The following is a 20,832-nucleotide window of genomic DNA, read 5'->3' on the forward strand; positions in this document are numbered from 1 at the left end:
TAGAATTACTTATCCTTACATTCCTTTCAGTTGATTTTCTAAGAATTTTATTCGTTTATCCATTTCAAAAATGTGAAGGTAAAGTTCTTCAATTTTTTCTAGATTAATTTCGGTAGCTCGATTGACAATAATTCCTCCTTGATTTTTGATGTCTTGCCTCGATGGAACGCCTGGTAAATGATGGTTTTCCTTGACGAATTTTTCAACTTTTTCAAGGGCTTTAAATTGATAGTTTGGATTGAATTCACTATTGCCTTCATAAAAATGTTCAAATACATAATCTGGTGTTATAGTGCCCGTGGCTAATATATTGCCATTTACGTGAAGTTTTTCTGTTGGATTGTTATTTCCAATACCTATATTACCTCCATTTTTTATTATCAATCTCGGAGAGAAGTTTTCACTGTAGCCAAATAGTTTTAAATTTCCAATCCTCATCGGATTTCCACCATCGTCGTATTCTGTACAAAATAATCGATAGTATCTGTAAGCATTTGTATTAGGGATATTAGTTTCATAATTATATGAGTAAGTCATTTCTGATTTACTATCTAAAGTAGTCCAATTCGAATTATCGTTTGAGCCTTGAAACTCCCAACTTATTGGTCCTCTAGTAAGATTTGAGGAAAAAATTGCAGGTGTTTCAATTCTGTATTTATTCACGATATTATTAGAAGTGCCAAAATCATATGTGCACCATTGCGGTAAATTACTTGAACCGTTATTGATAGATGCAGCCCATAGTGTTGTTGCGTTATTATCAATTAAGTTATTAGCACAACACCCTATAGAAACAGTAGGGTTTATAGAACTTGTAAATTCTGCTGAATTTGACGGGTTTCCTACTGCAAATTCTAAGTTATTGTCTTCTTGATAGTTAATAAATACGCTGCCAAATTCAGTTAAATTAATCCTTTGAATATTATTAGTCATAACTCTTAAATCTTCATTATTAGTAGTTCCTAATGTGTTAGTGCTATTAGTATTATTATTGCTATATGTTGTCCAAAAAGTATTCCATTTTGTTCCATCGTAGTAATACATATTATTTTGAACAAAAGCTAAACTGCCAGTAGCAGGTGATGTAATATTATTTAAATCGTTTAAATTAGAAATATTATGTATTCTTATAAGTTGGTCGGCAGTTTGGGCATTAACAGATAAACTAATGCTTAGTATCAATATTAGTAGATAAATTTTTTTCATAGCACATTCGAGATGAGATGAGATGAGATGAGATGAGATGAGATGAGATGAGATGAGATGAGATGAGATGAGATGAGATGAGATGAGATGAGATGAGATGAGATGAGATCATAGCTTTAAATAAAATAAGGTTTGTAAAGTTACAAAAAAAGCCCCCATTTTGGGAGCTTTATTTATAAATAGTTAGAAATTTCCTTTTACATCATACCTGGCATACCGCCACCGCCCATTGGAGGCATTGGATTTTCTTCAGGAATATCAGCTAATACACATTCTGTAGTCAGTAGCATTCCTGCAACAGATGCTGCATTTTCTAATGCTACACGCGTTACTTTAGTTGGGTCAATAATACCAGCTTCGAACATATTTTCGAATACTTCTTTTTTAGCATTGTAACCAAAATCGGCTTTACCTTCTTTCACTTTAGAAACGACTACTGAACCTTCATTACCTGCATTGGCAACGATTTGACGTAATGGCTCTTCAATAGCACGAGTAACGATTTGAATACCAGTCGTTTCGTCGGCATTATCGCCTTGTAATTGAGCTAGTGCATCGGCTGCTCTTACTAAAGCGACACCACCACCAGGGATAATGCCTTCCTCAACAGCTGCTCGAGTAGCGTGTAGAGCATCGTCCACTCTATCTTTCTTCTCTTTCATTTCTACCTCAGAGGCTGCGCCAACATAAAGTACAGCTACACCACCTGCTAATTTAGCTAGCCTTTCTTGTAGTTTTTCTCTGTCGTAGTCCGAAGTAGTGCTTTCGATTTGAGCTTTGATTTGATTGACTCTAGCCATAATGTTGTCTTTGTCACCAGCACCATTTACAATAGTTGTATTGTCTTTGTCAATAGTGACTTTTTCAGCAGTACCTAGCATGTCAATAGTTGCATTTTCAAGCTTAAAACCTCTTTCTTCAGAAATGACAGTTCCACCAGTTAGAATAGCGATATCTTCTAGCATTGCCTTTCTTCTGTCACCAAAGCCTGGTGCTTTAACGGCAGCAATTTTTAAAGAGCCTCTCATTTTGTTAACTACCAAAGTAGCTAGTGCTTCACCATCAACATCTTCGGCAATAATTAACAATGGTTTTCCTGATTGTGCTGCCGGTTCTAGAATAGGCAATAAATCTTTCATATTCGATATTTTCTTATCGTATAAAAGAATGTATGGCGTATCCAAGTCGGCTAGCATTTTCTCAGCATTAGTAACAAAGTACGGAGAAAGATAGCCTCTGTCAAATTGCATACCTTCAACCACTTCTACATAAGTATCGGTTCCTTTTGCTTCTTCAACAGTAATAACGCCTTCTTTCTTAACCTTGTCCATAGCTTCTGCGATGAGTGAGCCGATTGCATTGTCGTTATTGGCAGATATAGCACCTACTTGTTGTATCTTTTCTATGCTATCGCCAACTTCTTGAGATTGCGATTTCAAATTTTCAACAACAACTGAAACGGCTTTATCAATACCTCTTTTTAAATCCATTGGATTTGCTCCTGCTGCTACGTTTTTGAGTCCGTTAGACACGATGGCTTGTGCTAAAACAGTAGCTGTAGTAGTACCATCTCCAGCTATATCGGCAGTCTTTGATGCGACTTCCTTGACCATTTGAGCTCCCATGTTTTCAATGGTATCTTCTAACTCAATTTCTTTAGCAACAGATACACCATCTTTAGTAATGGACGGACCACCAAATTTTTTATCAATAACAACATTCCTGCCTTGAGGCCCTAATGTTACTTTAACTGCATTGGCAAGAGCATCGACACCTCTTTTTAGTGCATCTCTTGCTTCTATATCAAATTTTATTTCTTTTGCCATTTGTATATGTTTTAAATGATTGCTAGAATGTCAGATTCACGCATTATCATGTAATCTTTACCTTCGTATTTTAATTCTGTCCCAGAGTATTTACCGTATAGTACAGTATCTCCAACCTTAACGGTTAAAGGTTCATCTTTTTTACCGTCTCCTACAGCAACAACTGTACCTTTTTGTGGTTTTTCTTGGGCAGTATCTGGAATAATAATTCCAGATGCAGTAGTTGTTTCAGCCTGAGCAGGCTCTACAAGTACTCTGTCTGCAAGTGGTTTTACATTCATATTTTTTTAGGTTTAAATTAATATTCAATTATAGCATAAATCAAAAAATGTGCCACAAGGGCACACTTATTTGATATAATGACTTTTTTTCAGATTGTTCTGAAAAAATGACAAATTGTTATTCCGCTGGAGCTTCCTGTATCGGAAGAGAAGGAAGAGCTTGAGTTGGGATAGCTGTTTCGTCAAGTTGTTCTTTCATAATAGACTGGTTTTGTACTCCTCCAGAGTTGGTAGAAGAGATAGCAAAATTTGATGCTAGTGAAAAAACCAATAATGCAATTGCTAAATACCAAGTCGCTTTTTCTAAAAAGTCAGCAGTTTTTTTAACTCCCATTACTTGATTTCCACCGCCAAAAGTTGCAGATAAACCACCACCTTTAGGGTTTTGAACCAATACTACTAACACTAGCAAAATGCAGGTTATTACTATTAAAACTGAGAAAATCGTGTACATAAGATTATTTATTTTTTGTGATCAATTGATCGATTAATTCAATTTGGGATGCAAATAAAGAACTTTTTTGGGGATATTTCAAGGAAAGCTGATGATATGCTGCTTTTGCTTTTTCATAATGCCCTTGTTCTAAATAGACTTTTGCTAGTGTTTCTGTAACTATATCGAAGTGAAACTTTACGCTTTCTTTGGCTTTATCACTAGCAGAATAGAATTCTTTTTTTGGTTTTCTATCCCTATTGGCAATAAAGTCTTCAATAAGATTTACTTTTTTCTGTAGTTTATTTTCACTCGCTTTGCTTCTTTGGATGGGTTTAGCATGACTTAATTTTAACCATTCATTAAAGGAATGTGTTTCTTCTTTATCAAATTCTAAAGGCTGACCAATGTTTAACTCCTTTTTAATTTGCGTTGTTTCACTAGAGAGGTCTTTCTGAACCTCTTTTTTGTTTAACCTTGGCTCAACTTCTTTGACCTTTTCTTCTGTCAAAAAGTAAAAAAGTCGTTTTCTATCTGTACTATATGCGGCTGTTTTTTTTAGTATCTGATTATAATGAATGTTATTTGTGTTTTGAAGACCTTTTAAATGTAATATCCTAGAAGTTGAGCAAAATGGATAGGTCTCAATCAATTCCATGAGTATTTTGGTGTCATCAGCGTCAATTTTATTGGGGTTGCTGATCCAATTTGAATATGTTTCTTTAGGGTTTACCAATTGGTGAATGCTTCGTTAAATATATCGTCTATTAATTGGGATACAATTTCTTCGTTTAAAGATTCTTCAATAGTAGTAAAATCTTGTGAGCTCTCATAATCTGCGTATCTACTAAAAGTTTTGTCGTAATTACTTTCTTCATCTATAATGTTGACGAATTTGACTTTAACAGTTATACTTAGTCGATTTTTAGAGGCGGTTTCATTAGCTTGTATAGCAATGGGATTAATGCTGTAGTTCGTAATTCGCCCACTGAATATCAAATCACCATCATTATTTAATGGTATAAGGTTTGTTTCTGATGAAAATTTATCTTTTAATGCTTCTGTTAGGGCGTTGGATAACACCGGCGGTGCTAAAGAGGCTACATTTTCAAATGGATTTATGCTTACGCTTTTTACCTCGTTGGAAATTGATGCACCGCTTAATGAGTATATTCCGCAAGAGCTAATTCCAAATAGCAGGGCAATTAAACAGATATATGGTAGTCTTGTCACAACAAATACTCTTTAATTTTTCTATATAATGTGCGCTCAGATATTCCTAATTCTTCTGCTGCATCTTTTCTTCTTCCTTGATGTCTATTTAAAGCTTTTTCAATTAGTATTTTTTCTTGTTCTTGTAGTGTTAAAAAAGTTTCCTCTTCTTTTTCTTCAACTTGTTCTTTTATATGAATAGCTGGTTTTTCTATATAATGGTTGATGACTTTCTCATTATCAATTTCTTGATGTTTGTCGCCCATCAATTCTTTAGTCACTCGCTTTAAATCGTTCAAGTCGTTTTTCATATCAAAGAGGACTTTATAGAGTATTTCTCTTTCTGAGATGTCATTTTCTGCTTTCTCGTTTTTGAATAATACGGGTGTTGTATTCTGTTTCGGGATATAATTTTTTAGAGTATCATAGCTGATACTTCTGTCTTGTTCTACGGCAGATATCTGTTCGGCTACGTTTTTAAGCTGTCTAATATTTCCTGGCCAAGAGTAATTGTGTAACAACTCAACAGCTTCCTCTTGTAAGCGAATGGGAGGGATATGATACCTGTCAGCAAAGTCCGAAGCGAATTTTCTAAATAATAAATGTATATCTTCTGTTCTTTCTCTTAAAGATGGCATTTTTATGTTGATTGTATTTAATCGGTAATACAAGTCTTCTCTAAATTTCCCTTTATTGATGGCTTCTTCAATATTCACATTGGTAGCTGCAATGACTCTAACATCTACTTTTTTTACCTGACTTGAGCCTACTTTCATGAACTCTCCACTTTCCAATACTCTTAGTAGCCTTACTTGAGTGCTTAAGGGCAATTCACCGACTTCATCTAAGAATATTGTGCCGCCATCTGCAACTTCAAAATAACCTTGTCTATTATCACTTGCTCCCGTAAAGGCGCCTTTTTCGTGACCAAAAAGTTCGCTATCAATGGTACCTTCTGGAATTGCACCACAGTTGACAGCAATATATTTATTATGTTTTCTTTGACTGTTGTAGTGTATAATCTTAGGCATAGATTCCTTGCCCACGCCGCTTTCTCCAGTTATCAATACTGAAATATCTGTCGGTGCTATTTGTACAGCCGTATTGATGGCTCGGTCTAATTTGTTTGAATTACCAATTATACCAAACCGTTGTTTTATGTCTTGGTGCTTAATCATACCAGTTTAATAGCTTTACCTTTTAGTGTTGCTGAGGTGAAGTCCTCAACATGTACTATAACATAATCTCCAGCCTTGTAATCTTCTCTAGGAAATACAATGACAGTGTTTTGTGAATTTCTTCCGTATAATTCTTCTTTAGACTTCTTAGAAACCCCTTCTACAAGTACTTTATGTGTTTTGCCAACTTGTTCTTTATTTCTAATAAAAGCGTGTTTCATCTGAAGATCAATAATTTCTTGCAGTCTTCTTTTTTTAGTTTCGGCAGGAACATCATCATTTAACTTGCGTTGTGCTTGTGTATTTGGTCTTTCAGAATAGCTGAACATATAGCCAAAGTCATATTTTACGGCTTCCATCAGACTTAATGTATCCTTGTGTTCTTCTTCTGTTTCAGTACAAAATCCAGAAATGATATCCATTGATATGCCGCAATCTGGAATAATTCTTCTTATTGCTTCAATTCTATTTAGATACCACTCCCTAGTATATCCTCTATTCATGAGCTCAAGAATTCTGCTATTTCCAGATTGAACAGGTAAGTGAATATAATTGCAAATGTTCTCATACTTAGCAATAGTATGAAGGACATCGTCTTGCATATCTTTAGGGTGAGAAGTAGAAAAACGAACTCTTAGACTAGGACTAACTTCAGCTACCATAGCTAAAAGCTCTGCAAAATTGGTGCTTTTGTCTTGTTCTTCTTGGCTTAATTTATCAAAGTCCTTTTTTGGGCCGCCTCCATACCATAGGTATGAATCTACATTTTGACCAAGTAAGGTAACTTCCTTGTAACCATCAACTACTAATTGCTTACATTCATCAACAATACTTTTTGGGTCTCTACTTCTTTCTCTTCCTCTAGTAAAAGGTACAACACAGAATGAACACATATTGTCACACCCTCTAGTAATGGATACAAAGGCTGTAATGCCATTTCCGCCTAGCCTTACAGGGCTTATCTCTGCATAGGTTTCTTCCTTAGAAAGAATAACATTGACCGCTTTTCTTCCATCATTAACTTCCTCAATTAGATTAGGTAAATCACGATAAGCATCTGGCCCTACAACTATATCAACAAGTTTTTCTTCTTCTAAAAATTTATCCTTTAGACGTTCTGCCATACAGCCTAAAACACCAACAAGCATTTTCGGGTTTTGTTTTTTCTTAATGGCATTATACACTTTCAGTCTATTTCTTACGGTTTGCTCAGCTTTTTCTCTAATCGAACACGTATTTACAAATACTACATCAGCATCTTCAAGGTTTGGTGTTGTGGAAAAGCCTTCCTTAGTTAGAATAGAGGCTACAATTTCACTGTCAGAAAAGTTCATTTGACAACCATAACTCTCTATATACATCTTTTTGGCTCCAACTTCTGTCTGATTAAGTTGTAAGGCTTCGCCTTGTCTCGCAATATCTACTACCTTTTCGATGTCTTCCATATGATTTATGCTAAATAAAGATTGCAAAATTAATAAAAACTGCCAAATTGACAGAAAAAATATTTTTTCAAAATTATTATATTATTTATAATATAAAGTCAATTTGGCGGTGTCAGTCGTTTGGAATTTTAAAAAAAGGTGTTCTATATTTGCATTCATTTTAAACGAAAACAACTTATTTCTTATGGCAAAAAATTTAGTGATTGTTGAGTCACCAGCAAAAGCAAAAACAATTGAAGGTTTTTTAGGAAAAGACTTTTTAGTAAAATCAAGTATAGGTCACATCAGGGATTTGCCTAAGAAAGGTGGAATGGCTATTGATATAGAAAATGGATTCGCGCCTACCTATGAAGTTTCTGCTGACAAGAAAAAAGTTGTTGACGAATTAAGTAAACTTTCTAAAAAATCGGAAGTTGTATGGCTCGCAACGGATGAGGACCGTGAAGGAGAGGCCATCGCTTGGCATTTGCAAGAAGCGTTAAAGCTAAAGGCAGAAAAAACCAAGCGTATTGTTTTTAATGAAATTACAAAATCAGCAATAACAAAAGCCGTAGACAACCCAAGAGAGATTGATATAAACTTGGTGAATGCCCAACAAGCTAGGCGAGTTCTTGACCGATTAGTAGGTTTTGAGTTATCGCCTGTTTTATGGAAAAAAGTCAAATATGGCCTTTCTGCTGGACGTGTTCAGTCTGTCGCTGTAAGATTGATTGTTGAGCGTGAAAAAGAAATCACAAATTTTGTAAGTGAATCTAGCTATAAGGTTTCTGCCTATTTTTTGAACACCGATCAACTAGTTTTTAAAGCGGATTTGCCAGAACGTTTTAAATCAAAAGATGAGGCACTTTCATTCTTAGAGTCTTGTTCTAATTCAACCTTTACAATTTCTTCACTGACCAAAAAACCAGCTAAAAAATCTCCAACAGCTCCATTTACTACATCTACCCTTCAGCAAGAGGCATCTAGAAAGTTAGGCTTTACTGTTGGCCAAACGATGAGTGTGGCTCAAAAACTTTACGAATCAGGTAAAATTACTTATATGCGTACAGATAGTATGAATCTTTCTGACGATGCTATTAAGTCTGCGGGTGGTTTTATAGAGTCAAATTATGGAAGCGAATATTTTAAGAGTAGAAAATTCGCCACTAAATCCAAAGGAGCTCAAGAGGCTCACGAAGCGATTAGACCTACTAATTTAGCTAATGCTAAAGTTGATGGTGAGCGTAACCATAAAAGGTTGTATGAACTTATTTGGAAGAGAACAATTGCTTCGCAAATGGCAGACGCCCAATTGGAAAGAACTACTGCTGAAATAACAGTTTCTAATGCCTCTAATCACTTCCTAGCCAAAGGAGAAATGATCAAGTTTGATGGTTTTCTTAAGGTGTATATGGAAAGTACAGACGATGAGGATTCTGAAGAACAAGACGGTATGTTGCCTAAATTAAATGAAGGTGAAGTCGTATTTTCTAGAGAAATAAATGCTGTTGAACGATTTAGTAAGCCTAAGCCTAGATTTACTGAGGCTAGTTTGGTTAAGCGATTAGAAGAACTTGGGATTGGCCGCCCATCTACCTATGCTTCAACAATTACAACAATACAAAACAGAGGCTATGTCGAAAAAGGACAAAGCGAAGGAGTTTTAAAGCCTTATCTAAGTCTTACGCTGAAAGACAATGCTATTACAGAAGAAAAAAAATCTGAAAAAACAGGTTCAGATAAGTCTAAATTGAAGCCTACAGATATTGGAACTGTGGTAACTGAATTTTTAGAAACTAACTTTTCAGATGTTATGGATTATGGTTTTACAGCTGACGTTGAAAAAGAATTTGACTTCATTGCAAAAGGTGAAAAAGTTTGGAACGAAATGATTAGTCAATTTTATGATGGTTTTGTTAAAACGGTCAATGATGTTGCTGACACTTCTGAGGCGGCTAAAGGTGAGCGACTTCTTGGAACCGAACCGAAATCAGGTGAAAATGTTTACGTTAAAATAGGTCGTTTCGGTCCCATGGCTCAGATTGGTGAGGCTAGTGATGAAAAGAAACCTAGATTCGCTTCATTATTAGCATCGCAAAGTATAAACACAATAACATTAGAAGAAACCTTAGAATTGTTTAAATTACCAAGAACTGTTGGAGAGTTTGAGGGTGAAGAAGTAGTGGCGGCTATAGGTCGTTTCGGTCCTTATCTAAGGTTCAAAGGTAAGTTTGTGTCCATAAAAAAAGACGATGGTGACGAACCATTAACTATTGAAATTGATAGGGCAATTGAATTAATTTTGGCTCATAGAAAGGCCGAAGCAGAAAGAATAATAAATCGCTTTGAAGGTGAGCCACTAGTTCAAGTGCTTAATGGAAGGTATGGTCCTTTTATCCAAATTGGTGAGGGTGCTCGTAAAAACAAAATGAACGTTAAAATACCAAAAGATGTAGAACCCAAATCTTTGACTAGAGAAATGTGTCTTGAGTTAGCAGAAAAAAGTAAGAAAAAGTAAATGGAATTTGAGTTAAGCTTTAAACCTTTGGTTCATCGTAGTGAAGACTATCAAAATAGTCAGCTTGGACGTAATATTATGGCTTACACTCAAGGTGACTTTCCAAACCTAGCTGAAGCAGATTTAGTTATTTTTAGTGTTCCAGAATTTCGAGGAACCTCATTCAATAATAAGGCTGATTCTCTAGATAAAATACGAACAGAATTATATCAATTGTTTGAGGGGCAAGAAAGGCTAAGGATAGCCGATTTAGGACAATTGATATTGGGCGAAAAAATTAACGATACTTATCAATTACTTACTGATGTTTTAGTGGAGTGTGAGCAGCGAAATTTATTTGCTCTTATCATTGGTGGTGGACAAGACTTAACCCTTTCACAATACCGTTCTTGTGTGCACTTAGGGAAATTATCCAATATGGTTAGTTTTGATTCACGTTTTGACTTTGGCGAAGATGAAAATGCTTTAGCCTCTGAGTCTTACCTTTCTGAAATCATCAAAATTCAGCCAAATGTTCTTTTTAATTTTACAAATATTGGTTACCAAACCTATTTTAATACTCAAGACTCCGTTAAGCTAATCAATAAACTCTATTTTGATGCTTATAGACTTGGAGAAATTCGACAAAATATTGAAGAAGTAGAGCCTTCATTACGAAATGCAGACTTTCTTAGCTTAGATATGGGTTGTGTACGTCTTTCTGATAATCCTTCAGTGCTTAAAAGTTCTCCTAATGGTTTTTATGCCGAAGAAGTTTGTCAAATAATGCGTTATGCTGGAATAAGTGGTCGTCTAAAATCGTTGGGAATATTCAATTATGTCAATTTTGAGGATAAAAACTTGCAGTCAGAAAAATTAATAGCACAAATGATTTGGTGCTTTTTTGAAGGTTTTTTCCATAAAATGAAGCTTTTTAAACCTACAGATGATGATATGGTCAAATACCATGTTTCTATGAGAGAAGGAGAGTATAATACTTGTTTCTACAAAAATAAAAAGCTGGAAAAATGGTGGATGGAAGTCCCAATAATTAATTCAAATTCCTCATTGCCTTTCGAAAATTATTTTATTCCTTGTTCATACAACGACTATCAGATAGCAGTTAAGGGAGATATGCCTGAAAGGTGGTGGAAAGCATTTCAAAAAATGAATCAACATTAAAATAATACTTACTTAAGCTATTTTTCTAGTAAAAAAAAATAGTTATTTTAGCCGAATATTAATTGTGATAAACGTTTTGACGTTACCTTTTATGAAAAAATATTTTTTGCTTTTCTTGTTGTTTTCTTTCGCTTTGCATTCCAAAGCACAGCAAGATCCTCAGTTTAGTCAATATATTTTTAATAATCTATCTTTCAATCCTGGATCTGCAGGTAGTGAGGAGGCGATTTGCGCGACTGCTTTGCATCGTTCTCAGTGGGTTGGATTTGAAGATGCTCCTGTCTCAACAAATTTTGCAGTTCAAAGCCCATTATCCTTATTACATGGTGGTATAGGACTAAACATCTTGACAGATAAAATTGGACAAAATGAATTTTTATCTCTAAACCTTTCTTATGCATATCAAGTTGAGCTTTCTGGAGGTAAATTGGGTATAGGTCTTTCTGTAGGAGTGATTCAAGATGAGATTGATGGAGCTAACATTATCACACAAAATCCTGATCCATCTATTCCAACTTCTGTTGATAAAGCATCAGGATTGGATTTAGGAATGGGTTTGTTTTATAATTCAGACAAATTATATGTTGGACTATCTTCAAAGCATATGAATGAACCGACTATAGCAACTTCAATAGACATAATTGATATCAAAAGACATTACTATCTAACAGCCGGATACATACATGAGTTAAATGAGAAGCTTGATTTAAAGCCGTCCTTATTAGTTAAAACTGAAGGTGTAACAACTACGGTTGATTTGACTTCATTGCTTGAATACAATAAAAAGCTTTGGGGTGGAGTTACATATAGACCGAGTTCTCGTGCAGTATTATTGTTAGGTATGCACATCAATGAAGATTTAAAATTTGGATTTTCATATGATGTCCCAACTACAAACGTATCCACTTCAGGAACTTTCGAGTTTATGCTGGGATACTGTTTCAAAATAGATTATAACAAAGTAGTAAAAGGATTTAAAAACCCTCGATTCCTATAAAATTGTTATATTTGTGACTTTCTCAAGCTTAATCATCACTTTTTTTAGTGGTGATTTTGTGGCTTAGAATAAAAAATAAACCCTCTTTTGAGGTATTAAAATATGAGTATTATGAAAAATTTATTTATCCTCGGTTTGATTGCAATTGTTTTTGCAAGTTGTTCAACAACTGGTAACGGAGAGTTGATTGGTGTTCAGAATAGACCTATTTGGAACCCAACTGATCCTTATGGAATGGTTTTTGTTCCTCAAGGTAGTTTTAACATGGGTCCTGGTGATCAAGATGTGCCTTATGCGCACGTCACACAGCACAAAACGGTTTCTGTTGCAGCGTTCTACATTGATGAAACTGAAATAACAAATAATGAATATAGACAATTTGTTACTTGGGTGCGTGATTCTATTGCTAGAATAATTCTAGGTGAAAATGGTGTTGAAGGATATGAGTTGATAGAAGAAGACGAATACGGTAATTTTATTGATCCACCAAACATTGATTGGAACAGACCTATTCGTTGGGAGGATGCTGAAGTAAGAGAGGTGCTCGAAGATGAGATGTATCTTCCAGAGCATGAACGTTTCTATTCAAGACGTCAATTTGATACAAGAAAATATAATTATCGCTACGAAGATGTTGATATCGTAAGAGCCTCTTCAAGATCAAATAAAGCAAAGGGTAAAGAAGATAGGTCTATCTTTGTTGAGAAGCCAGAAATTAACATTTTCCCTGATACGTTAGTTTGGACTTCAGATTACACCTATTCCTACAACGATCCTCTTTCTAGGAATTATTTTCATCACCCAGCATTCGATGACTATCCTGTAGTTGGTGTAAGTTGGAAACAAGCTGTGGCCTTTTCTAAATGGAGAACACATATCTTAGATAATTACCTCAATGATAGAGAAGAGCCTTTACATGACGAATTTCGTCTTCCTTCCGAGTCTGAATGGGAGTATGCTGCTAGAGGAGGATATGATTTAGCTCCTTATCCATGGGGCGGTCCTTATACGACCAATGATGCTGGATGTTTCTTAGCTAACTTTAAGCCAAGACGTGGTAATTATACTGCTGATGGTGGATTGAGAACAGTAAAGGTGGCCTCATATAATCCTAATAATTTCGGTTTGTACGATATGGCTGGAAATGTTGCTGAGTGGACAAGTAATGCTTATGACGAATCAGCATTTAATTTTGCTCACGATATGAATTTTGATTTCAATTATGATGCCGAAGATTCAGATCCTGAGATTTTAAAACGTAAAGTAATCAGAGGTGGTTCTTGGAAAGATATTTCTCATTTTATTCAAGTTGGAACAAGAGATTACGAATTTCAAGATACAGCAAAATCCTATATAGGTTTCAGAAATGTAATATCATTTATTGGTAGAGACAAAGCAGATTTTAGATAATTATTTAACAAATTTTATAGAAAAACTACATTATGGCATTAATCAACCCTAATTCAAAGAAATTTAAAAATGGAATGGCAAAGCTCTATGGTTTTGGAGCGGCTATTGTAATCCTTGGTGCATTATTTAAATTACAGCATTGGACTGGTGCTGGCGCTATGTTAACAATAGGTCTTACTGTTGAGGCGGTTATCTTTTTCTTCTCGGCATTTGAAAAGCCACATGAAGAGCCAGATTGGAGTTTAGTATATCCAGAACTTGCCTATATGAAAGATCCAGATGATAAATCATCTTCTTCATCGGCTAAAACACCTGTGCAGGAGTTGGACAATATGTTGGAAAATGCTAATGTTGACCAAGCTCTTATAACCAGATTAGGTGATAATTTAAGAAGCTTTAATGAAACAGTTGAAGGTGTCAATAAGTCTATGGATGCAGTTTCTGCAACAGGTGATTATAGTGATCAAATGCGTGAAGCAGCTAGAAAATTAGCTGAAATGAATACCTATTATGACTTGCAACTTAAAACTATGCAAAATATGGGTAATTCAGTAGGAGACTCAGAAAAGTTTCAGGTTGAAATTTCTAAGTTAGGTACTAATTTAGAGGCTCTCAACAAGATGTATGCAAACATGCTCAGCGCAATGAATAAATAAATAATTCTATTTAAATTTAATTAGAACACTCTAATGGCAGGAAATAATTTATCGCCCAGACAGAAAATGATTGGTATGATGTATTTGGTACTAACAGCAATGTTAGCATTGAATGTATCCAAAGAAGTTCTTGACGCTTTCCAGAAGATAAATGGAGGTATTGTAAAGACTACACAAAACTTCAATAGTAAGAATGACGAAGTATATTCTGCTTTTGTATCAGCTGCCGAAACTAATGAAACTAAAGCTGGTCCGTGGAGAGATAAGGCGTTTAGTGTAAAAGAAAAAGCAGATAAGTTAAACGACGATATTCAACGCTTAAAGTTTGATATGGTGATGCTTGCTGATAAGCAAGTAACTTTTGAAGGAAAAGAGCCAATAGAAAATATAACTTATGATGATTTATCAGCCGCTCAGAAAAAAATGCTGATGGTTGATGTAATTAGCAAAAAGGATAGAGAGCGTCCAGGTGAGTTGATGATTAACAAGGGGAATGGTGAAATTTTACAAAAGGCTCTAGAGGAATATCGTGATTATCTTAAAGAGTTAGTTGATGAGCCAACTATTCAGTCTTCACTTTCAACTACATTTACTTTCGAAGATAAGAAAGAAAAATATGGTTCTGGAATGCTTTCTTGGGTTCAGCAGAACTTTCAAGATATGCCTTTAATTGCAGCAGTAACTATCTTATCTAAGATTCAAACTGATGTCAGAAACGCTGAATCTGATGTAATAAAATATTTACAGCAAGAGATTGATGCAGGTTCTTTAAAGTTTACATCTGCTGATGCTATTCAAATTGCAACTTCAAACTATGTTTTCTTAGGAGATTCTTTCAAAGCTGATGTTTTTCTTGCTGCAAAGGATACAACCCAAAACCCTTTGATTTATGTTGGAGACTACGAAGTCGATGAAGATGGAAAATATAAAATGGTAGGTAATTATGACTCTATACCTGTTGTTTCTGGAAAAGGAAAGTATGCTGTTAAGGCAAATTCCGAAGGATACAAAAAATGGGGTGGTCTAATCTCAATGAAGACTGATGCTGGAACAAAACTTTACCCATTTAATGGTGAATATCAAGTAGCTAAAGCAAGTTTAGTTGTTTCTCCTACTAAGATGAATGTGTTTTATATTCTTGCTAGCTATCCATTGAAAGAAGATGCATTAGGAAACCCAATTGATGTATCTGTACCTGGTGTTCCTAAAGACAAGTTAAGTGTAAGTTGTGATAATGGAACCGTAAAGAAAGTTGGCGCAGGATGGGAAGTTTTCCCTAAAACTACGGGAAAAGCTAAAATTAGCGTCACCGCTGAAATTGACGGCAAAAAAAGAAATATGGGCTCTTTAGAGTACAGAGTAATGAGAACTCCTAAGCCCGAACCAAAGTTTTTAGGATCTAAAAACAAAAAAGTCAAGAAGAGTCAGTTGCTTTCTTCTAATGCTAAGTTATATGCTGAATTAAGCAACTTTGTTTTTGATATTAAATACAGAATTACAGGCTTCTCTGTTGATGTAACTCAGCGTGGAGAATTAGTTACTAAATTTGCTAAGGGAAATAAAGTAACACCTGAAATGAAATCATTGTTTGAATCTCTACAAGTCGGTTCGGTATTATACTTTACTAACATAACTTGTAAAGGTCCCGATGGCGCACCAAAGTCGTTGCCTGCGCTTAAATTAACAATAAATTAAAACCTAAATATTATGAAGAATTTAATTTTAGTTGTATCCTTAATTTGCATTACACATTTTTCGTTTGCACAAGATATTTTAGACGGTACACCCCGTGATGGAGCTTATGATAAAGACATCAGAGATGGCGGTAAGGAAAGAATGATTCAAGATTATCAATACGTTCGAGAGGCTGATGTGATGTGGTCAACAAAAATTGAACGAGTAATCGATTTAAGAGAAAAGATGAATCAAGTGTTCTACTATCCTTTGTTGCCAATAAATGATAGACAAAACTTAATTGACGTCTTGATGCAAGCTATTGATGAAGGAACGATAACTGCATATGGCAATGCAACTAATGATGATGAGTTTCAGTCTCCTATGTCTCGTTCAGAAGTGGACTTGATTGGTGTTATGGAAGGGGAGAAAATGACTATTGAAGAGAAGTTTGATCCAGACAATCAAGAATATTATTTAGATACCACTTATAACATATTTCAAAGGCATGATGTGAAAAAATATAGAATTAAAGAAGAGTGGTTCTTTGATAAGCAACGTTCTGTAATGGAAGTTAGAATTATCGGTATTTGCCCAGTTATTGATAGAAAAAATCAAGATGGTGTTTATACTGGTGAAACTTCATTGTTTTGGGTATATTTCCCTGAAGCTCGAAAAATTCTATCAAAATCTGAGGTATTTAACCATAGGAAGAATGATGCAGCTCGTTTAACTTATGATGATATATTTCATAAAAGATTTTTCAGTAGTAGAATTGTCAAAGAGTCTAATAAATATGATAGAAAAATATCTGAGTATAAAGAAGGTATAGATGCGCTGTTAGAAGCTGAAAAGATTAAAGAAGAAATCTTTAACTTAGAACACGATCTTTGGGAATACTAGTTATTTATATTCTCTAGTAATTTAAAAGTCTTCATCTGAAGACTTTTTTTAATATAAATAGGGCTGTTTAAAATGAATAATAAAATAGCAATTATTGGTTTGGGTTACGTGGGTATACCACTTGCAGTAGAGTTTGGAAAATCAACACCTACAATTGGTCTAGATATAGATAAATCTAGAATTGATGAATTAAACTCGGGTTTTGACAGAACATTGGAAATGTCAAAAGATAACCTTGAATCATCAACACACTTAACGTATACTACTGACATCAATGATACTTCAGACTGTAATATTTATATTATTACAGTACCTACTCCTATTAATAGTAAAAATCAGCCTGACTTAACACCCTTGGTCAAGTCAAGTCAATCAGTTGGTAGTGTGCTAAAGAAAGATGATATAGTTATCTATGAATCTACTGTTTATCCTGGTGTCACTGAAGATGAGTGTGTGCCTATTCTTGAGGAGGTTTCAGGCTTAAAGTTTAATGTCGATTTTTATTGTGGATATAGTCCAGAGCGTATTAATCCTGGCGATAAAGAAAAGACATTAACTAAAATTTTAAAAATCACTAGTGGTTCAACCCCTGAAGTAGCTGATTTTGTAGACTCTTTATATAAATCCATTATCACTGCGGGTACATATAAGGCTCCCTCTATAAAAGTAGCTGAGGCTGCTAAAGTAATTGAAAATACTCAACGTGATGTGAATATTGCTTTAGTTAATGAATTAGCTTTAATATTCGATACAATGAATATACCAACAGATGAAGTTCTTAAAGCTGCTGGTACCAAATGGAACTTTTTAAATTTTAAGCCTGGTTTAGTTGGCGGCCACTGTATCGGTGTTGATCCTTATTATCTCACATTCAAGGCTGAGAAAATGGGATATAAGCCAAACCTTATTCTTTCATCTAGAATAATTAATAATGGTATGTCAGCTTATATTGCAAAAAAAACAATTCGTTTTTTGGTTGATAATGATAAGAATATCAAAGGTGCTAATATTTTAATTTTAGGTTTAACATTCAAAGAGAATTGCCCAGATATTAGAAATACTAAAGTGTTCGATATTATTGATGAATTAGAAGATTATGGGTGTTGTATAGATATTTATGACCCTTGGGTAGATGTTTCTGAGTTAAAAGCAACTCATGATAGAGAAATTATATCAAACCCCTTTGAATCTAAAAAGAAATACGAAGCTATTTTAGTTTGTGTTTCTCATCATCAATTTATTGATTTAAAAACGGAAGATTACAATTCTATTTCAACTGGTAATCCAATTGTTTTGGATATTAAAGGAATCGTTAACGAACCCATTTGGAGACTCTAATGAAAAAGAATTTCGCATTAATAGGTGCAGCAGGATATATCGCTTCTCGACATATGAAAGCTATTAAAGATACTGGTAATAATTTAGTTGCCGCTTTAGATAGATTTGATAGCGTAGGAATTATTGATAGTTTTTTTCCAGATGCTCATTTTTTTACTGAACCAGAGCGATTCGATAGGCATATTTACAAACTCAAAAATTCATCTAACGCTATTGATTACGTTAGTATATGCTCTCCAAATTATCTGCATGATGCTCATATAAGACTAGCCTTACGTAATGGTGCGCATGCAATTTGTGAGAAACCTTTGGTATTAAACCCTTGGAACATAGACGCATTAGAGCAGGTTGAGAAGGATTATGGTAAAAAAATAAATAATATCTTACAACTTAGGCTTCATCCATCTATTATAGCACTAAAAGAGAAAGTGGATAATGGACCAAAAGATAAAATATATGACATTGATTTAAGTTATCTGACAAGTAGAGGTAATTGGTATTTCACATCTTGGAAAGGTGACAGTGCTAAATCTGGGGGTATTGCTACTAATATTGGAATTCATTTTTATGATATGCTAACTTGGATTTTTGGCGATGTTAAAAATAATATATGTCACTTGTCACAGGAAGATAGAGCTGCAGGATTTTTAGATTTAGAAAGAGCTCGAGTAAGATGGTTCTTAAGTGTAAACTATGATTTAATACCTGAACATATTAAAGAAACAGGACAAAGAACATATCGCTCAATTACCGTAGAAGGCGAAGAGATAGAGTTTAGCGGAGGTTTTACTGATTTGCATACGAAAAGTTATGAAGCGATACTTGAAGGAAATGGTTTTGGTTTGTTAGAAGCTAAAACGTCAATTGACATTGTACATACCATTAGAAATTCTGAGCCCTTAGGTCTTAAGGGAGACTACCATCCATTTTGTAAATTATGAGTGTATTTATTCATCCTACATCCATTGTTGACGATAATGTTTCAATAGGTATTGAAACCAAAGTTTGGCACTTTTCTCATATTCTTTCTGAAACTTCCATTGGTGAGCGATGTTCTTTTGGTCAAAATTGTGTAGTTGGTCCTAGAGTAAAAATTGGTAATGGAGTAAAAGTTCAAAATAATATATCTATCTATGAAGGTGTCGAAATTGAAGACGATGTATTTTTAGGGCCTTCTATGGTTTTTACGAATGTGATTAATCCTAGGAGTTTTATTGTTCGTAAGGAAGAATTTAAAAGGACTCTACTAAAGAAAGGCTGTTCCGTTGGTGCTAATGCTACTATTGTCTGTGGATTGACTATCGGAGAGTACTCTCTTATAGGTGCGGGGACTGTAGTCACTCGCGATATAAAACCTTTTGAAATGGTGTACGGCGTACCTGCTAAACATCAAGGTTGGGTTAGTGTAGCTGGTAATAGACTTAATTTTAACGATAATAATATAGCTGAAGATTCGTTTGATAATAGTAAATACAAGCTTTCGAATAATACAGTTCAACTTATCTCATAATATGAAAATTCCTTTTATTGACTTACAATCGCAGTATCAATCTTATAAAGAAGAAATAGACTCTGCTATACATGCTGTTCTTGATTCCTCACAATACATAATGGGGCCTCCTGTCAAAGAGTTAGAATCTAATTTAGCTAAGTATACGGGTGCTAAGCATGCTATAGCTTGTGCTAGTGGTACAGATGCGCTTTTAATTGCATTATTAGCTATTGGCATTAAACCAGGTGATGAAATTATTACGACACCATTTACTTTTATTGCCTCTAGTGAAGTGATTAGTTTATTGGGTGCTATTCCAGTATTTGTTGATATAGAAGAAGATACATACAACATAAACGCTTCTGAAATTGAAGGTAAGATAACAGATAGAACCAAAGCCATAATACCTGTTTCACTTTATGGTCAGACTGCTGATATGGATGTGATTAATGAAATAGCGTCTAGACATAATTTGATAGTTATAGAAGATGCTGCCCAAAGTTTCGGAGCATCTTATAAGGGTAAAAAAAGCTGTAACCTAAGTCACTTTGGTTGTACAAGTTTTTTTCCATCTAAGCCCTTGGGCTGTTATGGAGATGGTGGTGCATTATTTACGAGCGATGATGAGCTTGCAGCCAAAGCAAGGTTGTTTCTAGCTCATGGATCAAAAATAAGGTATGTACACGAAGTAATAGGTGTGAATGGTAGAATGGATACTATTCAGGCAGCAGTTGTAGATGTGAAGTTGAAATACTTTGCTGATGAAGTTCAAAAAAGAGAAGATATAGGAAGTCGCTACATTGATTTATTAAAGGGTAAACAACTTAAATTGCCCGTGATTAGAGAAGGAAGAACAAGTGTATATGCTCAATTTACAGTACAATCTGAGAAAAGAGAGGAATTAATTCAACTCCTTAATGATAATGATGTGCCAACAGCCATCCATTACCCAACTCCATTGCATTTGCAAGAATGTTATCAATCGTTAAATTACAAAGTTGGTGATTTCCCAATTTCAGAGAAGGCAGCTAAAGAAGTTTTTTCTTTGCCAATGAGCCCATTTTTAACAGAAGACCAACAAAATTATATTGTTGATTTATTATAGATGGGTTAAATCTTCTAG

General features: G+C 34.6%; 19 protein-coding genes. 11 read left to right on the forward strand and 8 right to left on the reverse strand.

The annotated features are described in order from the left end of the window. Positions 1–15: 15 nt before the first annotated feature. From ISP71_03685 to miaB, 8 genes are all read right to left on the reverse strand, one after another. Positions 16–1,206 carry a discoidin domain-containing protein gene (locus ISP71_03685; GenBank protein ID MBL6663186.1) on the reverse strand — a complete coding sequence of 397 codons (1,191 nt, stop codon included), beginning with the start codon at positions 1,204–1,206 and terminating at the stop codon, positions 16–18. Between the two features lie 197 nt (positions 1,207–1,403). After that, positions 1,404–3,032: a chaperonin GroEL gene (gene groL, locus ISP71_03690; protein ID MBL6663187.1), complete on the reverse strand. Its 1,629-nt coding sequence runs from the start codon at positions 3,030–3,032 to the stop codon at positions 1,404–1,406. An 11-nt stretch (positions 3,033–3,043) separates the two neighbouring features. Beyond that, a complete protein-coding gene (locus tag ISP71_03695) occupies positions 3,044–3,313 on the reverse strand; it encodes a co-chaperone GroES (protein MBL6663188.1) in 270 nt (89 codons plus the stop codon). A gap of 118 nt (positions 3,314–3,431) precedes the next feature. Next, entirely contained in the window at positions 3,432–3,767 is a 336-nt protein-coding gene (gene secG, locus ISP71_03700; protein ID MBL6663189.1) for a preprotein translocase subunit SecG, read from the reverse strand. 4 nt (positions 3,768–3,771) lie between these two features. Continuing rightward, positions 3,772–4,257: a hypothetical protein gene (locus ISP71_03705; protein MBL6663190.1), complete on the reverse strand. Its 486-nt coding sequence runs from the start codon at positions 4,255–4,257 to the stop codon at positions 3,772–3,774. 218 nt (positions 4,258–4,475) lie between these two features. Then, positions 4,476–4,979 (reverse strand): LptE family protein, encoded by a 504-nt coding sequence (locus tag ISP71_03710; protein MBL6663191.1) that lies wholly within the window; start codon positions 4,977–4,979, stop codon positions 4,476–4,478. Beyond that, complete coding sequence (locus tag ISP71_03715; GenBank protein MBL6663192.1) at positions 4,976–6,136, reverse strand: sigma-54-dependent Fis family transcriptional regulator; 1,161 nt, start codon at positions 6,134–6,136, stop codon at positions 4,976–4,978. The genes ISP71_03710 and ISP71_03715 overlap by 4 nt, the downstream gene beginning before the upstream one ends. Further along, positions 6,133–7,572: a tRNA (N6-isopentenyl adenosine(37)-C2)-methylthiotransferase MiaB gene (gene miaB / locus ISP71_03720; protein MBL6663193.1), complete on the reverse strand. Its 1,440-nt coding sequence runs from the start codon at positions 7,570–7,572 to the stop codon at positions 6,133–6,135. Before miaB ends, ISP71_03715 begins: the two co-directional genes overlap by 4 nt. A 193-nt stretch (positions 7,573–7,765) precedes the next feature. Here miaB and topA point away from each other — a divergent pair, with 193 nt between their 5' ends. From topA to ISP71_03775, 11 genes are all read left to right on the forward strand, one after another. Beyond that, positions 7,766–10,078, forward strand: a complete 2,313-nt coding sequence (gene topA, locus ISP71_03725; GenBank protein ID MBL6663194.1) for a type I DNA topoisomerase — start codon at positions 7,766–7,768, stop codon at positions 10,076–10,078. Beyond that, positions 10,079–11,239: a formimidoylglutamase gene (locus ISP71_03730; GenBank protein MBL6663195.1), complete on the forward strand. Its 1,161-nt coding sequence runs from the start codon at positions 10,079–10,081 to the stop codon at positions 11,237–11,239. Positions 11,240–11,330: 91 nt separating this feature from the next. Continuing rightward, positions 11,331–12,236, forward strand: a complete 906-nt coding sequence (locus ISP71_03735; GenBank protein MBL6663196.1) for a type IX secretion system membrane protein PorP/SprF — start codon at positions 11,331–11,333, stop codon at positions 12,234–12,236. Positions 12,237–12,347: 111 nt separating this feature from the next. After that, entirely contained in the window at positions 12,348–13,646 is a 1,299-nt protein-coding gene (locus ISP71_03740) for an SUMF1/EgtB/PvdO family nonheme iron enzyme (GenBank protein ID MBL6663197.1), read from the forward strand. A gap of 32 nt (positions 13,647–13,678) precedes the next feature. Further along, entirely contained in the window at positions 13,679–14,302 is a 624-nt protein-coding gene (gldL, locus tag ISP71_03745) for a gliding motility protein GldL (GenBank protein ID MBL6663198.1), read from the forward strand. Positions 14,303–14,335: 33 nt separating this feature from the next. Next, complete coding sequence (gene gldM, locus ISP71_03750) at positions 14,336–15,997, forward strand: gliding motility protein GldM (GenBank protein MBL6663199.1); 1,662 nt, start codon at positions 14,336–14,338, stop codon at positions 15,995–15,997. A 12-nt stretch (positions 15,998–16,009) separates the two neighbouring features. Next, on the forward strand, positions 16,010–16,879 hold the full coding sequence (gene gldN, locus ISP71_03755; GenBank protein ID MBL6663200.1) for a gliding motility protein GldN: 870 nt from the start codon (positions 16,010–16,012) through the stop codon (positions 16,877–16,879). 72 nt (positions 16,880–16,951) lie between these two features. Then, positions 16,952–18,217: a nucleotide sugar dehydrogenase gene (locus tag ISP71_03760; protein MBL6663201.1), complete on the forward strand. Its 1,266-nt coding sequence runs from the start codon at positions 16,952–16,954 to the stop codon at positions 18,215–18,217. Further along, on the forward strand, positions 18,217–19,158 hold the full coding sequence (locus tag ISP71_03765; protein ID MBL6663202.1) for a Gfo/Idh/MocA family oxidoreductase: 942 nt from the start codon (positions 18,217–18,219) through the stop codon (positions 19,156–19,158). Before ISP71_03760 ends, ISP71_03765 begins: the two co-directional genes overlap by 1 nt. Further along, the gene (locus ISP71_03770) at positions 19,155–19,727 is read left to right on the forward strand and encodes an N-acetyltransferase (protein MBL6663203.1); all 573 of its coding nucleotides are present in this window, start codon (positions 19,155–19,157) and stop codon (positions 19,725–19,727) included. The genes ISP71_03765 and ISP71_03770 overlap by 4 nt, the downstream gene beginning before the upstream one ends. 7 nt (positions 19,728–19,734) lie before the next feature. Beyond that, positions 19,735–20,814, forward strand: coding sequence for a DegT/DnrJ/EryC1/StrS family aminotransferase (locus tag ISP71_03775; protein MBL6663204.1), 1,080 nt, complete (start codon positions 19,735–19,737; stop codon positions 20,812–20,814). Positions 20,815–20,832: the final 18 nt, after the last annotated feature.

The organism is Flavobacteriales bacterium, from assembly GCA_016779995.1.
Taxonomy (GTDB): Bacteria; Bacteroidota; Bacteroidia; order Flavobacteriales; family UBA7312; genus UBA8444.

Coding starts and splice junctions, on each gene's coding strand:
- ISP71_03685 (MBL6663186.1), bottom strand. CDS start 1,206: ATGAAAAAAATTTATCTACTAATATTGATACTAAGCATTAGTTTATCT.
- groL (MBL6663187.1), bottom strand. CDS start 3,032: ATGGCAAAAGAAATAAAATTTGATATAGAAGCAAGAGATGCACTAAAA.
- ISP71_03695 (MBL6663188.1), bottom strand. CDS start 3,313: ATGAATGTAAAACCACTTGCAGACAGAGTACTTGTAGAGCCTGCTCAG.
- secG (MBL6663189.1), bottom strand. CDS start 3,767: ATGTACACGATTTTCTCAGTTTTAATAGTAATAACCTGCATTTTGCTA.
- ISP71_03715 (MBL6663192.1), bottom strand. CDS start 6,136: ATGATTAAGCACCAAGACATAAAACAACGGTTTGGTATAATTGGTAAT.
- topA (MBL6663194.1), top strand. CDS start 7,766: ATGGCAAAAAATTTAGTGATTGTTGAGTCACCAGCAAAAGCAAAAACA.
- ISP71_03730 (MBL6663195.1), top strand. CDS start 10,079: ATGGAATTTGAGTTAAGCTTTAAACCTTTGGTTCATCGTAGTGAAGAC.
- ISP71_03735 (MBL6663196.1), top strand. CDS start 11,331: ATGAAAAAATATTTTTTGCTTTTCTTGTTGTTTTCTTTCGCTTTGCAT.
- ISP71_03740 (MBL6663197.1), top strand. CDS start 12,348: ATGAAAAATTTATTTATCCTCGGTTTGATTGCAATTGTTTTTGCAAGT.
- gldL (MBL6663198.1), top strand. CDS start 13,679: ATGGCATTAATCAACCCTAATTCAAAGAAATTTAAAAATGGAATGGCA.
- gldM (MBL6663199.1), top strand. CDS start 14,336: ATGGCAGGAAATAATTTATCGCCCAGACAGAAAATGATTGGTATGATG.
- gldN (MBL6663200.1), top strand. CDS start 16,010: ATGAAGAATTTAATTTTAGTTGTATCCTTAATTTGCATTACACATTTT.
- ISP71_03760 (MBL6663201.1), top strand. CDS start 16,952: ATGAATAATAAAATAGCAATTATTGGTTTGGGTTACGTGGGTATACCA.
- ISP71_03765 (MBL6663202.1), top strand. CDS start 18,217: ATGAAAAAGAATTTCGCATTAATAGGTGCAGCAGGATATATCGCTTCT.
- ISP71_03770 (MBL6663203.1), top strand. CDS start 19,155: ATGAGTGTATTTATTCATCCTACATCCATTGTTGACGATAATGTTTCA.